This is a genomic window from Flavobacterium fluvii, assembly GCF_900129545.1.
Lineage (GTDB): Bacteria > Bacteroidota > Bacteroidia > Flavobacteriales > Flavobacteriaceae > Flavobacterium > Flavobacterium fluvii.
On record NZ_FQWB01000004.1, the window covers coordinates 61,912 to 77,359 of the forward strand.

Consider the following 15,448-nt stretch of genomic DNA (forward strand, 5'->3'; position numbering starts at 1 on the left):
ATTTAATGTCTGAAGCATTAGCAATTCTCCAAAAATATTGGAAACACGACGAATTTAGGTCGCCACAAGACGAAATAATCAATTCGGTTTTGGACGGAAAAGACACTTTTGGGCTGATGCCCACAGGTGGCGGAAAATCAATTTGTTTTCAAGTTCCCGCTTTAATGAAAGACGGAATCTGTCTGGTTATTTCACCTTTGGTCGCCTTGATGAAAGATCAAGTACACCGCTTGCAACAACTCAACATCAAGGCCATTGCCTTGACTGGCGGAATCCAATCGGACGAAATGATCACGCTTTTGGACAATTGCGAATTTGGCAATTACAAATTCCTGTACTTGTCGCCGGAACGTTTGCAATCGGACTGGATTTTGGAACGGATAAAAACCCTGCCCATCAATTTAATTGCCATCGACGAAGCGCATTGCGTATCGCAATGGGGTCACGATTTTCGCCCCGCTTACCTGAAAATTGCCAAACTAAAAACCCATTTCCCGAAAGTTCCCTTTCTGGCTCTTACCGCCTCGGCAACCAAGAAAGTAATGGACGATGTAATTCTTCAATTGGGATTGGAGAAACCTGCCATTTTCCAGAAATCATTTGCCCGAAAAAATATTGCCTACATGGTTTTTGAAGTCGAAGACAAGCTGCATCGAATGGAACAAATCTTGAAGAAAAATCCGCAACCTTCCATCATATATGTCCGAAACAGGAAATCGTGTTCGGATACCGCTTCGCAATTGCAGTCTTTAGGATTCAAGACTACTTTTTACCACGGCGGATTATCCGTAAAAGAGAAAGAAAAAAATATGGGTCTTTGGATGAAAGAAGAGGTTCAGATCATGGTTGCCACCAATGCCTTCGGTATGGGAATTGACAAATCCAATGTAAAAACGGTCATACACATCCATCTTCCCGAAAGTATGGAAAGTTATTATCAAGAAGCAGGTCGTGCTGGTCGAAATGAAGAGAAGGCATTTGCCGTCATCCTCACCAGTCCATCCGACAAGACTCAAGCCCAAAGCCAATTCATTAATGTGCTGCCCGACAAAAAAATCCTGACCCAGATTTACATCAAACTATGCACGTATTTCCGAATTGCTTACGGCGAAGGAATTGACGAACAATTTTCGTTCAACCTGAACCACTTTTGTCAAAGATATGGTTTCCCCACCTTGAAAACTTTCAACGCCATCCAGTTTTTGGACCGTCAAGGCATTTTGACTTTATCACAGGAATATTCAGAGAAAATCACGATGCAATTCGTCATTGAGTCCAAAGAGGTGATTCGCTACATGAGTTTGAATCCAAATGAAGAACCCGTTATTTTATCGCTTCTTCGCACCTATCCCGGAATTTACGAATCGCAAACTGCCATTAATCTGTCTTTAATTGCTAAAAAATCAAATTGCGAAGAACCCCTGATTCATTCGATTTTAGAAAAATTGAAAGAGCGGGACATCATCGATTATCATAAAAAGAACAATGATGCGACGATTATTTTCAATGAAATTCGTGAAGACGAAAGAACCATCAACCGGGTTTCGAAATATCTTGAAAACCAGAACAAGCAGAAAGTCGCCCAATTCGAATCGGTTATACATTATATCAATGAGAAAAAAGTGTGCAAAAGCAAGTTGATTCTGGATTATTTTGGAGAAAAAGCCGAAACAGATTGCGGAATTTGCTCCTATTGCATTTCGAAAAAAAAGAAACCTATCGACACTTCCATGATTTCGGAAAAAATTATTGGATTATTAAAAATACAAGAATTGAATTCGAGAGAAATTCAAAAACTGACCAAATACTCCGAAGACGATGTTATCTTTGCCTTGCAAAATTTATTGGAAAACAATAAAATTTCCGTAAAACCAAACAATAAATATTCACTTAAATAACGAGATAACTTAGTATCTCGCAATTACAATGGAAAAATCAAGAATCATATTTATGGGGACTCCCGAATTTGCCGTTGGGATTCTGGACACCATAATCAAGAACAATTATAATGTTGTGGGCGTTATCACGGCAGCAGACAAACCGGCCGGTCGTGGTCAAAAAATAAAATATTCGGCGGTAAAAGAATATGCATTGGCCAATAATCTGACTTTGTTGCAACCCACCAATTTAAAAGATGAAGGTTTTTTAGCCGAATTAAAAGCCTTGAATGCCAATCTGCAAATCGTGGTTGCCTTCAGGATGTTGCCCGAAGTGGTTTGGAGAATGCCAAAATTGGGAACATTCAATCTTCACGCCTCTTTGTTACCCAATTATCGCGGAGCTGCTCCCATCAATTGGGCTATTATAAACGGCGACACCAAAACCGGAGTGACCACCTTTTTCATCGATGACAAAATAGATACCGGTGCAATGATTCTAAGTTCGGAAACAGCCATCGCGCCAGAGGAGAATGCAGGGCAATTGCACGACCGATTAATGCAACTGGGAAGCAGAACCGTTTTGGAGACTTTGGCATTGATTGAAAAGGGAAATGTTGCAACAACCATCCAGAAAGAGCATCCAGAAATTAAAACGGCCTACAAGTTAAATAAAGAAAATTGCAAAATAGATTGGACAAAACCAGCCGTTGAAATCTACAATTTAATTCGGGGATTGAGTCCATATCCATCGGCTTGGTGTTTTATCAGCGACAAAAACGAAGAATGGAACGTAAAAATTCATGAAGCCAAAATGACATTGGAACAGCATAATTACAGCACCGGAAGTCTGGTTTGCAGCAAAAAAGAAATGAAAATTGCCGTTAAAGATGGCTTTATTCAGGTGTCCAGCATCCAATTTCCGGGAAAAAAGAAGATGAGTACCCCCGAATTGTTGAATGGAATCGTATTTTCAGAGCACGCAAAGGCCTATTAACCTCAATAAAACGGTTGTTTATCGATGATTTTTAAGGAATATTCGCAGGTTTATGAACAAAAAAAACAAGTTATCAACAAAACACGCTAAAATTAAACAAAACCCTTGTAAGGGAATGAAATCCTACTAAATTTGTTATTATTAACAAAGTTTTTTTAACCAACATTTAATAACTAGACATTATGAACAAATCAGAATTAATCGACGCTATCGCTGCTGACGCAGGAATTACAAAAGCTGCTGCAAAATTAGCTTTAGAATCATTTTTAGGAAACGTAGGTAGTACTTTGAAAAAAGGCGGAAGAGTATCTTTAGTAGGTTTCGGATCTTGGTCAGTTTCTGCAAGAGCTGCAAGAGATGGTAGAAATCCTCAAACAGGAAAAACAATAAAAATCGCTGCTAAAAACGTAGTGAAATTTAAAGCTGGAGCTGAATTAGAAGGAGCTGTAAACTAATTTAAGTTTCCCTTAAATATAATAAAAACCTTCCATTGGAAGGTTTTTTTATGCCGTCTGTCGATTATATTTGGATTATTTTTATCTTTATACTTAAATTTAAGTAAAATTAGAACCCATGATTTCAGCAAATTTAAAAAAAGGAAATCTCCTAATTGCAGAGCCTTCATTAATTGGAGATTTATCATTTAATAGGTCGGTTATTTTATTAGCGGATCATAATGAGAGCGGCTCCGTGGGTTTTATTATCAACAAACCCTTGAAATATACGATTCATGACTTGATTCCTGAAATCAAAGCTACATTCAAAATCTACAATGGCGGCCCTGTAGAACAGGACAACCTGTATTTTATTCACAATATACCAGACTTGATTCCCAACAGTGTAGAGATTTCCAACGGAATTTATTGGGGTGGCGAATACGAATCCACAAAAGAACTCATCAACAGCGGTAAAATAAACAAAGACAACATCAGGTTCTTTTTAGGCTATACAGGCTGGGATGAAGACCAACTAGAAACCGAGATGGAAGGAAGTTCATGGATTATTGTCAAAAACAATTATGAGAATAAAATAATTGGAAAATCACCTTCTCAATTTTGGAAAAAACAAATTATGGAATTGGGTGGCGATTATTTAATTTGGTCGAACGCACCTGAAAATCCATACCTGAATTAACTACCAATTGCCGCATCATTTAATTTTTGCAACAATAGTCGAGAAAAATTGGTTGCAAACTCTTTTTTACGATACTTGGTAACAGGTTGTATCCCCTTAATCACGTTTGTAATAAACAATTCATCCGATTTTTGAAGATCAAAAGGAGAGATTACCCCTTCGACAACCTCCAAGTTTTCCATTTTCCGAGCCAAAGCCAAAATTTGCTTTCTCATCACACCATTCAAACATCCCTCAGAAACTGGCGGCGTGGTCAGTGTATTTCCTTTCAGCACAAAAATATTCCCCTGCAATGCTTCAATAACATTTTTACCGTCATTCAACAACAAACAATTGTCAAAACCATTTTCATCGGCATAAATACTTGCCGTTATGTTTATTATTTTATTTGTGGTTTTTATGGAGGAAAGCAAATGTCTTGTTACGTAAAAATCCGTGTATAAATCCACTACATATTCGCCCTCATTGATAGAATACAAAGTATTATCCAGGCTTTCCACATTAATCAAAAACGAAACTGTATTCGTTTTCGGCAAATAATACCCCCCGTCATTTCTATAAACGGTAATTCGGGCGCGTGCAGATGTTGCTGAATTTTTGGCTGTTGCCAATGCCAGAATTTGCTCTTCAAAATATTCCATCGTAAAATTCATCGGGATTTCCATTCGAATGACGCGCATGGACGACATCAACCTGAAATAATGATCTTCTAAAAAAAGAATTTTGGAATTTACTATTTTGACCGTTTCAAAAACGGCATCGCCGTATAGAAAAGCACGATTTTGAGTCAATAAACTGGTGTCGTTAGACACGATGGAACCATTAAAATTAATCATAAAAAAACCCTGAATTTAATTCAGGGCAAATATAAGTCATAAAATACAATTTTACTAAACAGAACCAATTACATGTTTAAGATCCAAAACTTGGTTCTCCCAAAGCTGTTTTGCTTCACTTAATTCATCTTTTTCGGCAAAATCAATTACCATCAAGGACACATCTTTCGTGATTTCGTCCACCAAGATATTCAACTCAAAAAAGTATTCAGTGTCTTTATTATTGTTGTCCACCCATTTGAATCGTACTTTTTCACCTGATTTCTTGGAACAAAGTCTTGCTTTCTCTTCCGAATCATTCCAAATAAAAGTAAAAAATTCACCTCTCGAATTCACATTGTCTGCAAACCACTCCGATAAACCTGAAGGAGTTGAAATATATTGATACAACAACTGGGGGGATGAGTTTATGGGAAACTCTATTTCATAACGTATTTTTAAATCCATGTGAAACAAATTAATTTTTTGGAAATGTATAGAATATAAAGCCAATAAAAAAGCATTTTTAAAAATATTTTTTTTTCTTTCATATATGCTTGTAAGCTCTAATTTAATTTTTATATTTGCACCCGCATTCAGGGATGGTTTCCCAGTTGTATTTGGCGAGGTAGCTCAGTCGGTTAGAGCGCAGGATTCATAACCCTGAGGTCACGGGTTCAACTCCCGTCTTCGCTACGAAAGTAACTTTCTTTAAACTAGCGGTTTAGTGTACACTAAACCGCTTTTTTTATGTCTAGTATTTTATTACTTTTACAAAGAACACACCAAACGGGACACTTATTTTAATAGCATTCTTTCAGTAATTGTTTTATTTGAGGAAGCATCAATTCCGGTAACTTCGACATACTTCACATTTGGTAACCAAAAAGAACCTCCTTCAATGCGTACAAATATTTTTTCTACCTGTATTTTTTTCTGATTTACATTTACAAAAACATGATATTTTTGATCTGAATCTATCTTTTTCAAGGTTAAGGGTAACTTTTTATACGATACAAATTGAAGCTCAAAGTCCTCATTATTTAAGGCTTTACTTTCTATTCCGTATGCAAATTTGCGTTGTACATAACTAAAATCTTTTTTTTCTCCTTTTTCAGCATATCGAATCCAATACGCTTTTATAGGATTGCTTTTGTTTATTTTTCCATTTTCCTGGTAGTTTATGGCATAAATAGCAGTGTTTACATTCGGGTCTCGCTGAATGTAAAATAACATATTATCTATATTTTTAGGCGTTGGAAAATGTAATGGAGATGGATTTTTGGATTGTGCCAATAGATTTTCAGAAATTATATTTACTAAGATCGTTATAACGATTAGTGATTTTGTAAAATTTTTAAATATTAATTTATTCATAACTAAATATTTTATAGACTAATTTGATTCGATTACATTCGGTTTTTTGTTTACCCTAAAAACCCAATATTTAATCAGTGGATAATTAAATCCATAAGAAACAAAACTATCCGTGATTAATCTTCCGATTCTATAATCGATTTGAAATGATTTTTGCAAAATAAGCGTACCAAATGATTTTAAGGAAATGCTTCCCAATACCACCAACGCAAATTTAAAAAGCTGACTATTGATGTGATTGCTGTAACCAGATTGATTTTTAAATACCCAAAATCTATTGATGCTGAAATTGATAATTGCGCCAACGGTTCCAGAGATTAGAATAGAAAAGGTGAAATGCAGTTTAAATACTTCGGTCAATAAAATCATTAAACCATAATCGGTAATACCGCCCAAAAATGCCGCAACTTGTGCTTGTAGAAAAGTGAAAATGGATTTCTTCTTGAACATATCATTCCTGGCTTTTATCTTTTAAATCGCCCAACTTTAAAAGTTTTAAGCTATCTATAATATTGATTATAAATAACACGATAGTGATTAAGCCAGCCAAATAGGTAATTGATCCCTGAAATAAAACTTCTACAATTAAAATAAAAGCAATAATAAATCGAAGCTCTGTAGGACCAACAAGCCCAGAATCTATACTGTATTCATTTGTAATTTTGTAGCGCAGCTGACTGATAATAATAGACCAGCCATACAATGCAACAAAAGCAAAGGCTACTATTTGTGTGCCATTTTTAGCATAAATATAGTAGCCAAAGCCTATAAGTACAATACCAATCCAATCGGCAATAATATCGAGTGCAAAACCGTACCAACGGCGCGGAATATTTCTATAATAAGCCAATCTTCCGTCTAGAGAATCGCCTAACCAGTTTATAGCCAAACCGACAATCCCTAAAAACAAATACCAATTTGTTACATAAGTGCCTAAAACAAAAGCTAAAAAAACGAATCCAGAACCAAGCGCACCAATTAAAGTAAGTACGTTTGGCGAAATGAATTTGGGTACCTTTGGAAGCAAAAATACAATCGTTAACTGTTCTGCTTTTTTTAAAATATTAGTCCGTTTACGATCAGAGAATGTCCTTTGTACAATTGCACTATTATCTGCAGCCTGTGTTTCTGTTCCCATTAATAGCCCAATTCTAGTTTTATAATTTTCAACTTTATTTTTCTTCGAATACTTTTAAGAAAATCTGTGGTACTTTTTAGTTTACCTGATCTAACCAGATAACTAAATGCGAGCATAATCAGCATAATTATTTAACAATTCCGGCAAAACGTTGATAGAAAACCGTTGGACTGTTCTCATTTTTAGGAGCGTATTTTCCTGCTATAATTGGAATATAAATAACCCTCCTTCTACTTTCTTCGCCACGGATAGATGATTCTGCAACTCTGTGCCACAATCGCCCATCGTGAATGGTTAAATCTCCAGCTTCTGGATTGATGGAAATTTCCTCTGGATCGGCGTTATGATCTAAAAAGTATTTTTTACGGAAAAGCATTTGATAAATACTTTGCTTATGAGTACCCGGAATGATTTTAAGACCGCCATTTTCGGGTTTTAAAGTGCTTAAGTGGATACCCACATTTAGCATCGGATTTAATTTTGCACCATAAAAAATATCTCTCAAACCATCTGTATGCCAGCCCATTTTAGTAAACTTACTTTCTGGTCCATTGATATAATGGTTAAAAACCATTCCATCTTTTTCTTCGGTACCTAATCTTGCGCCATCGCCTGCCAATGGTAATAAACCATTAAATCTTGGATCAAGTAGAAGACCGCTTAAGGCTTGATGATGTTGATTGATAAAAGCAAAACGTTGTACAATAGGAGAGCCATCTAAATCTTTTCCATATTTAATTGGAACACCATTTATTTTTTGAAGGTCATTTTCAATCCAATTTTGCTGCACTTGTTTGGATGCATCAATGATTGATGAAACAGTTTCCGGATTTATAAATTTTTTGAAATGGATGAATCCGTATTGGTTAAAAAAGTCAATTTGCTCATCAGTTAATTGCTCAGTAAGGGTAAAGGTTTTATAAGAAGATATCATAATAATATAGATTTAATAAATGAAATAATAGTGTTTGTAATTTTATCTAAGTGATTTGCAACAGCAACAACAACGCATTCGCATCTTTGCGTGCATTCGGTTCTCAGGAAAACTAAACGTATTTTTTCTTTTATTTGACATACTCTATAGGATTAGTAGAATTTAATGCAAACATAATATATATTTTCACTTTTGCAAAAAATATTTTTTATTTTTTTTTTGAAAAAATTAAATTTTATAAATTCCGGCTGCAGTTTTTTCGATGAATGCCTTTGGTAGTATGCGGTTGGCATAAACCGAAATGATATTGGTAAAACCCGGAATAACTTCTGATTTTTTGCTGAACATGGCTTTTACTGCAATTTTTGCAACTTCATCAGGTTGCATATTAAACTTTTCAGCCATTTTGCTCAAAGCGTTTAAACCAGCTCTTGCCGCAAAACCAGTATCAACTGGGCCTGGACTAAAACAGGTTACTGAAATTGAAGTTTGGGCAAGTTCGAAACGCAAGGCACGGGTAAAAGATAAGACAAAAGCCTTTGTGGCTGAATAAACAGCCAGCGTAGGTACAGCTTGGTATGCAGCAGTACTCGATATATTTAAAATGTAGGCTTGTTTTTCTTGCGATAGTATAGGTACCAATAAATGTGAAAGTTCTACAACTACATTCATGTTAAGTTGCATCATGCCAAGCTGGTCGGTTAGAGAAGACCGACTAAAATCGCCCCACACACCATAACCAGCATTGTTAACTAACAAGCCAACTGGATAGTTATTCATTTTTATCCAATCGGTTACTTTTAGCGATGCACCATTTATCGAAAGATCAATCGATAAAATTGGAGCATTGATGGCATATTTAACTTGAAGATCATCAGATAGTGCTTTTAATTCCTCGTCACTTCTTGCAACAAGCAATAGTGGATAACCCTGTTTAGCCAATTCATAAGCAATAGATTTTCCAATGCCTTTGCTGGCACCAGTAATTAAGGCATACGGTTTCGTTTTTTCGCTCATTTTATTAATTTAATCATCAAATATAAAAATTAATTATACATTAAAACTATAGAGTTACTATTTTTTAAAAAACTCTTTAAAATGAATGAAATTATGCAACCTTTGAGGCTAATATTAAGTTTTTGAGTTCTGCTCCAATTATCCCTAAACCTTATGGATTCTAGAAAGCAGATAAGTGATTTGTTAACTAATTACAAGAATTTAATTTATTTAGAAGATAAAAACATTATTATTGGGATATATATATAACCGAAAATGATTATTACGAAATCTCGATTGATTTAAGCCCCTACCCTAAAGGGTTTCCAAATGTTAAAGAAATTGCTGAAAGAATTCCTAAAAAACCTGATAGACATATCTATACTAATAATGGAAATTGTTGTTTTACAACTAAGGTTTTCTGATAAAACTAACTTTGTTTGTGTTTTGGATTGCAATTTAACAAATCAATTAACTAGCAACTTGAATTAATTAAAAAAATACAACTTCATTAATCTATTTTCTTGTAGTTTTTCTTGAAAATATCTTTTTCTCAAAACTCAAATAATAATGTCACAATATTTTGACTCCAAGTTTTCTATTACACACTCCAAAAACATTCTTTTTTAAATGTTTAGAAAAATTTAAAAATAAAAAAACTTAATAGATTTTCCAAAAAATGTCAATTCACATATCCATAATTCCTACAATTATGTGTTCGAACCCACTAAAATATTTTTTTTTATTGTGTTCGAACACATTTTTTGTATTTTTTCTTGTTTAGTAAAAAATAATACTATAGTTTCGCTTTAGTAATTTAAAAAAAAAGTTAAAATTTAAATTTAACAACAATAGTTACAATGAAATAGGAACTATTCATTTTTCGAATTCAAACAGAAAACGAACTCTTTATTAACCTAAATAAACAAAACCAAAACAAACAAAACCAACACATTAGAATAAAAAAAGCGAATCATTCACTTATGCACATAAAACTAAGCCTATGATAAAACTTAAAAGCATTAAAATCCCCCGATTTAAAAACTAAAATTATCAATATGTTCTCACAGTGCATAAACGTTTAAGAAAACAAAACCTTTTTTAAATAAATACTCAACAAAAAACAACGCTCATTAAATTTGATTTTTGTAAGAAAAAAACAAGTATTATTGAAATAACAAACCAAATCTCAATTATTATTTTTTTCAATGTTACACTAACAAAAAACTTATTTGATAAACGAAAAGCCAAATCAAAATAATAACTAATAACTAACAAAAAACAAAGTATGTTTAAAAATCAATGCAAAGTATTATGGTCGTCGCAAAAACACCATAATAAAGCTAAACTAAAAATATTGTTGCACACAAAAAAGAATTGCCGTCTATCGGTTTTAGACGCAGAGTGACACAAGACATCTCGTCGTGATTTTAATGAGAAAACAATCGGTAAACATAGCCTGATGAGCGGTTATAAAGTTTTACCTCAAAACAACTTTTTCAATATGAAAAAAAAATATTTAATTTTGGCAGTAATAGGAGCGTTTTTGTCACACGATAGCTCTTATGCAACGTCCTACATATCTAATATTCAAAAAATTAGGCAGCAGGATTCATCTGTTTCCGGAAAGGTTACAGATAAAAACGGCTCTCCAATTGCGGGAGTGAAGGTTTCCATAAAAGGGGGTAGTAATTCAGTTACAACCAATAAAGATGGTATTTACAACATCAGTGCCCAACAAGATGACATTCTTGTTTTTTCGGCCCATAAATTTCAACTATATGAAGAGCAAGTGAAAACCGATCGTTTGGACGTTAGTTTGGACGAAAGTGTTCCACCAAAAGATACAGTTGAAATTCTCTATGGAAAACATAAAACAAAAACGTTTTCGGGTGCTTCAGCCAGCATCAAAGGCGAAGAAATAAGAACGGTTAGTTCCCCAATGACAAGTAATGCATTGGCTGGCAGATTGTTGGGTTTAATTGCAACTCAATCCATTTCGTTAGGCAACGATGGTTCCAACTTTTCGATTAGAAATCAATCACCAGTAATTATGGTTGATGGTGCGATACGTGATATCGACCAAGTAAATGTCAATGAAATAGAAAGCATTACCGTATTAAAAGATCCTGTATCTCTTGCACCGTTAGGCATGCGCAGTTCAGGAGGAATTATAATGGTAAAAACCAAACAAGGATCTGATTCTGAACAACTAGTCAACTTTACCACTCAACTGGCGATACAACAACCTACTTATTTGCCCAATTACCTCGGTTCATATGACTATGCACTTTTATCAAACGAAGCATCAAAGAACGATGGAAATCCGGCGATTTATTCACCAGCAGAAATTGAAGGGTATAGAACAGGACAAAATCCGTATTTGTATCCAAATGTAAATTGGTATAAAGAAGCCCTAAAACCATCCTATTATTATACCCGCCATAACTTGAATGTTTCCGGAGGAAATAAGACTGCACGGTACTTTATCTCGCTTGAAAATTTAAAACAAGACGGAATATTTAAAAGCGGTCCTAATGATTATGATACCAATAATGGTTCCAAGCGTAATTCATTCCGTTCCAATGTAGAAATTGACATTGACAAGAATTTGACTGTTGGATTGGGAATAGCCGGTAGGTATGAAAAATTAAATAGTCCGGGTACAGATGTTAATGCCTTGTTTTCGTCAATGAAAAACACTCCGCCAAATGCTTACCCTGTTTTAAATCCCAATGGCTCATTGGGTGGTAACTCATTGTATCAAAGAAATATTCGTGGCTTACTATATAGTACAGGTTACAGTCTTGAAAATAGAAGAACACTTTTTGTCGATGCCGATATCAACCGAAAACTTAATTCTATTACTGAAGGCCTTTCATTAACAGGTTCGGTACATTATTCGTCATACTATAGCAATACCGTGAACAAGAGTCGCTCTGCCTTTGCAGTTTATCAGTTAATCATTGATCCGGTTACACAAGCCCAGACTTATAGACAATTTAATTCTGATGGTACTTTTTCAAGCTCAGACTCCTATGGCGATGTTACAAGACGCTTAAACTATGATGCAGGCTTGGCTTACAATCGTTCTTTCAACAAACATTCTGTTGATGCCACCTTACGTTATACTTGGGATCAGTATGACATTAGTTCAAACAATGACAATACTGTGCCGCTAACACATGCTTATCAAGGACTTATGGGTCGGGTAAGTTATGATTATAATGAAAAATATTTTGCAGATTTTGCTTTCAGTTACCAAGGCACGGAACAATATCCAAAAGGGGATCGTTTTGGATTCTTCCCGGCAATCTCGGCAGGTTATGACATCAGCAAAGAAGACTTTTTTAAAGTGGCCAGCATTAATCAATTGAAATTAAAAGTTTCAGCAGGTTTATTGGGGTTTGATCGCGCATCTTATTTTGCCACTCAACCGTATTATACTCCGGGTTCAGGATATGTATTTGGTGCTTCTGGTACCGGTTTAAATGGTTGGAACGAGCAAACTCTTGGTAATCCAAATATCACTTGGGAAAAATCAAGAGCAATAAATGCAGGTATCGATGCCCGTTTTTTCAACTCTAAATTGGGAGTGAACCTAGAATATTTTAACAACCGTCAATATGATGTATTACAAACTCGCGGTGCGTCAAACCCAATTTTAGGCATAACTTATCCGGTTGAAAATATTGGTGAATATGAGTATAATGGTATCGAATTAGGATCCGATTACAATTTTAATATCGGTAAGATGGGTGTGACTCTTATGGCCAATACTCAATTTTTTGCCAACAAAGTGATTTTTACAGATGAGTTACCTAGACAGTATTCTTATCAGGAACGTACTGGTGGTCGTATCGGTCAGCCTTTTGGCTTAGTTGCTCTAGGGTTATTTCAATCACAGGCAGAAATAAATGCAAGCCCAGGACAGTTTTTTGCCAACCTACAACCCGGTGACATAAAATACAAAGATGTAAATAGTGATGGAGTGATTAATGACGATGATCAAACCGCCATAGGAAAGAAAAGTAGTCCAATTAATTATTCCGGCTCAATAGGGTTAAAATACGAAGGCTTCGATTTCTCTGTATTAGTACAAGGTGTTGCCAATAAAGATTTTTTCTATACAGGATCAAATGCATGGGCGTTTCAGACAAATGGATTGGTAAACACAGGTGTTCAACCTCATCATTTGGGACGTTGGACTCCGGAAACTGCCGCTACTGCCACTTATCCGCGCTTGAGCTATGGTACAAACGTCAATAACGACCGTACATCAACTTATTGGATCAAAGACGGCGATTATCTTCGTGTTAAAAATATAGAAATAGGATATACATTGCCAAGTGATTTTATGAAAAGAATTCACCTATCCGAATTTAGAGTATATGCGAATGCTTTTAATGCTTTCACATTTACCAAGCTCGAAGATTTGGATCCGGAATCATTATTCAGTAATTATCCGCTATACAAGAGTTTTAGTCTAGGAATTAGTATAAAGTTTTAAAGAAAGAGAGGAATAATTATGAAAACACCATACAAACTAATTAGCAGCTTAGCGTTGGCCTTATTATCATTAACTTCATGTGAGAAGGATGTAATGACCCAATTGCCAGTAGAGCGTACTGAGATTAACGACATATTTAACCCAAAGGACAAAGAGGGTACTTATATTGATGAATACGTATCCAGTATTTACACACAATTACCACGTGGATTTAATCGTATAGATCAAAATTATTTAGATGGAGGAACCGATGATGCCGTTACTGCAAATGTAAGCACCGTACCGGTTGACAAGTTTAAAACCGGCCAATGGGGTCCATCCGATTTACCCGAAAATCCATGGGCAAGTAATTATGCCGCTATCAGGCGTGTCAATATATTATTGGCCAATATTGGAAATTCAGGAATATCTGAAGCTCGTAAAAACTCCTATCGTGCCCAGGCTCGCTTTTTAAGAGCCATGTTCTATTTTGAAATGCTAAAGCGCTGGGGAGGAATACCGCTTATTGGCGATAAAGTGTTTACTCTTGATGATGATGTAGCACTCAAGCGTAATACCTTAGATGAATCCGTGGCCTATATTCTAGGTGAATGTAATGCACTAATCAGTGATAATATATTGCCCGCTACATTGACTGATGCCGAAATAGGGCGTGCTTGCAAAGGAGCTGTTCTCGCTTTAAAATCCCGATTATTGTTGTATAATGCCAGTCCGTTATATAATCCTGCCGGCGATGTTGCCAGATGGCAAGCGGCAGCCACAGCGGCAAATGACTTAATACAGACGAATCTATACTCTCTTGAGGCCAATTTTGGAACGATGTTCACCACCCGAAAAAACAAAGAGTTCATTTTTGCCTATCAACAAGGTGATAATGCAACTATTGAAAATTTAAATGAACCTCCTGGATTTCAGCGCACAGGTCAGGGTGTTACTAATCCTACTCAAGATTTGGTAGATGCCTTTCCAATGAAAAACGGAAAATTAATTAATGAGGCCGGATCAGGATATATCGCAACTAATCCGTATGTCAACAGGGACAATCGTTTTGCTTTAACCATATTTCATAACGGATTTTCTTGGTTGAGTACTCCTTTAGAATTATTTGTGGGTGGTAAAAATAATCTTAAGCCAGGAAGAGCTTCCGGAACAAAGACCGGATATTACCTGCGCAAGTTTATGGCTGTCAGCGGTACGGCTGCAGCTTATGCAAATGCAACGCATAATTTTCCGATTTTCAGGTACGCTGAAACTTTATTGAATTATGCTGAAGCGCAAAACGAAGCCCTTGCAACACCTGATGCATCAGTTTATACAGCTATAAATACAGTGCGTACACGAGCTGGTATTACGCCGGTAATTGCAAATGGCAGCTTAACTAAAACTCAAATGCGTGACCTTATTCGTAATGAACGACGCGTTGAATTGGCATTTGAGGAACATAGATTTTGGGATATTCGACGCTGGAAAATTGCAGAAACAGTTTTAAACGGTCAACTTAAGGGTATGCAGATTACCAAGTCAGGCACAACTTTAACCTATCAGGTTGTACCCGTACAAACAGTATTTTTTGATGCTGCCAGAATGTATTGGTATCCTATTTCTTTTACAGATATTAGTAAAAATCCTAATCTAAAACAAAATCAAGGTTGGTAGTATGCGCCTCAGGC

At 35.5% G+C, this 15,448-nt stretch carries 13 protein-coding genes and 1 tRNA gene; 7 read left to right on the plus strand and 7 right to left on the minus strand.

All coding sequences use genetic code 11. The annotated features are described in order from the left end of the window. Positions 1-5: 5 nt before the first annotated feature. The 4 genes from BUC16_RS10220 (at position 6) to BUC16_RS10235 (ending at position 4,008) form a co-directional block, all read left to right on the plus strand. Entirely contained in the window at positions 6-1,898 is a 1,893-nt protein-coding gene (locus tag BUC16_RS10220) for a RecQ family ATP-dependent DNA helicase (protein ID WP_073370348.1), read from the plus strand. Between the two features lie 28 nt (positions 1,899-1,926). Further along, positions 1,927-2,874: a methionyl-tRNA formyltransferase gene (fmt, locus tag BUC16_RS10225; protein WP_073370350.1), complete on the plus strand. Its 948-nt coding sequence runs from the start codon at positions 1,927-1,929 to the stop codon at positions 2,872-2,874. A gap of 182 nt (positions 2,875-3,056) precedes the next feature. After that, on the plus strand, positions 3,057-3,329 hold the full coding sequence (locus BUC16_RS10230) for an HU family DNA-binding protein (protein ID WP_073370351.1): 273 nt from the start codon (positions 3,057-3,059) through the stop codon (positions 3,327-3,329). A 118-nt stretch (positions 3,330-3,447) separates the two neighbouring features. Further along, positions 3,448-4,008: a YqgE/AlgH family protein gene (locus BUC16_RS10235; protein WP_073370353.1), complete on the plus strand. Its 561-nt coding sequence runs from the start codon at positions 3,448-3,450 to the stop codon at positions 4,006-4,008. Here BUC16_RS10235 and BUC16_RS10240 read toward each other — a convergent pair. Further along, positions 4,005-4,844, minus strand: coding sequence for an aminotransferase class IV (locus BUC16_RS10240; RefSeq protein WP_073370355.1), 840 nt, complete (start codon positions 4,842-4,844; stop codon positions 4,005-4,007). The genes BUC16_RS10235 and BUC16_RS10240 overlap by 4 nt on opposite strands. A 54-nt stretch (positions 4,845-4,898) precedes the next feature. Further along, positions 4,899-5,291: an START-like domain-containing protein gene (locus BUC16_RS10245; RefSeq protein ID WP_073370356.1), complete on the minus strand. Its 393-nt coding sequence runs from the start codon at positions 5,289-5,291 to the stop codon at positions 4,899-4,901. A gap of 154 nt (positions 5,292-5,445) precedes the next feature. Here BUC16_RS10245 and BUC16_RS10250 point away from each other — a divergent pair. Then, positions 5,446-5,519, plus strand: a tRNA-Met gene (locus tag BUC16_RS10250). Positions 5,520-5,621: 102 nt separating this feature from the next. On the opposite strand, the gene BUC16_RS10255 is transcribed toward BUC16_RS10250, so the two are convergent. The 5 genes from BUC16_RS10255 to BUC16_RS10275 all read right to left on the minus strand — a co-directional run bounded on the left by BUC16_RS10255 (position 5,622) and on the right by BUC16_RS10275 (position 9,289). Further along, entirely contained in the window at positions 5,622-6,200 is a 579-nt protein-coding gene (locus tag BUC16_RS10255) for a DUF4833 domain-containing protein (protein WP_073370358.1), read from the minus strand. Positions 6,201-6,218: 18 nt separating this feature from the next. Beyond that, the gene (locus BUC16_RS10260) at positions 6,219-6,650 is read right to left on the minus strand and encodes a GtrA family protein (RefSeq protein ID WP_073370359.1); all 432 of its coding nucleotides are present in this window, start codon (positions 6,648-6,650) and stop codon (positions 6,219-6,221) included. A 1-nt stretch (position 6,651) separates the two neighbouring features. Next, entirely contained in the window at positions 6,652-7,338 is a 687-nt protein-coding gene (locus BUC16_RS10265) for a CDP-alcohol phosphatidyltransferase family protein (RefSeq protein ID WP_073370361.1), read from the minus strand. A 127-nt stretch (positions 7,339-7,465) separates the two neighbouring features. Beyond that, the gene (locus BUC16_RS10270; RefSeq protein WP_073370362.1) at positions 7,466-8,272 is read right to left on the minus strand and encodes a phytanoyl-CoA dioxygenase family protein; all 807 of its coding nucleotides are present in this window, start codon (positions 8,270-8,272) and stop codon (positions 7,466-7,468) included. Positions 8,273-8,500: 228 nt separating this feature from the next. Then, on the minus strand, positions 8,501-9,289 hold the full coding sequence (locus tag BUC16_RS10275) for an SDR family NAD(P)-dependent oxidoreductase (protein ID WP_073370364.1): 789 nt from the start codon (positions 9,287-9,289) through the stop codon (positions 8,501-8,503). A gap of 1,483 nt (positions 9,290-10,772) precedes the next feature. Between BUC16_RS10275 and BUC16_RS10280 the strand changes: the two genes are divergently transcribed. Continuing rightward, entirely contained in the window at positions 10,773-13,778 is a 3,006-nt protein-coding gene (locus BUC16_RS10280) for a SusC/RagA family TonB-linked outer membrane protein (RefSeq protein ID WP_170860865.1), read from the plus strand. A gap of 18 nt (positions 13,779-13,796) precedes the next feature. Then, complete coding sequence (locus BUC16_RS10285) at positions 13,797-15,434, plus strand: RagB/SusD family nutrient uptake outer membrane protein (RefSeq protein ID WP_073370367.1); 1,638 nt, start codon at positions 13,797-13,799, stop codon at positions 15,432-15,434. Positions 15,435-15,448: the final 14 nt, after the last annotated feature.

Excerpts from the sequence above, each read along its gene's own strand:
- BUC16_RS10240 (WP_073370355.1), bottom strand. The coding sequence starts at position 4,844 with ATGATTAATTTTAATGGTTCCATCGTGTCTAACGACACCAGTTTATTG.
- BUC16_RS10220 (WP_073370348.1), top strand. The coding sequence starts at position 6 with ATGTCTGAAGCATTAGCAATTCTCCAAAAATATTGGAAACACGACGAA.
- BUC16_RS10245 (WP_073370356.1), bottom strand. The coding sequence starts at position 5,291 with ATGGATTTAAAAATACGTTATGAAATAGAGTTTCCCATAAACTCATCC.
- BUC16_RS10230 (WP_073370351.1), top strand. The coding sequence starts at position 3,057 with ATGAACAAATCAGAATTAATCGACGCTATCGCTGCTGACGCAGGAATT.
- BUC16_RS10265 (WP_073370361.1), bottom strand. The coding sequence starts at position 7,338 with ATGGGAACAGAAACACAGGCTGCAGATAATAGTGCAATTGTACAAAGG.
- BUC16_RS10260 (WP_073370359.1), bottom strand. The coding sequence starts at position 6,650 with ATGTTCAAGAAGAAATCCATTTTCACTTTTCTACAAGCACAAGTTGCG.
- BUC16_RS10280 (WP_170860865.1), top strand. The coding sequence starts at position 10,773 with ATGAAAAAAAAATATTTAATTTTGGCAGTAATAGGAGCGTTTTTGTCA.
- BUC16_RS10235 (WP_073370353.1), top strand. The coding sequence starts at position 3,448 with ATGATTTCAGCAAATTTAAAAAAAGGAAATCTCCTAATTGCAGAGCCT.
- BUC16_RS10285 (WP_073370367.1), top strand. The coding sequence starts at position 13,797 with ATGAAAACACCATACAAACTAATTAGCAGCTTAGCGTTGGCCTTATTA.
- BUC16_RS10270 (WP_073370362.1), bottom strand. The coding sequence starts at position 8,272 with ATGATATCTTCTTATAAAACCTTTACCCTTACTGAGCAATTAACTGAT.
- fmt (WP_073370350.1), top strand. The coding sequence starts at position 1,927 with ATGGAAAAATCAAGAATCATATTTATGGGGACTCCCGAATTTGCCGTT.
- BUC16_RS10275 (WP_073370364.1), bottom strand. The coding sequence starts at position 9,289 with ATGAGCGAAAAAACGAAACCGTATGCCTTAATTACTGGTGCCAGCAAA.
- BUC16_RS10255 (WP_073370358.1), bottom strand. The coding sequence starts at position 6,200 with ATGAATAAATTAATATTTAAAAATTTTACAAAATCACTAATCGTTATA.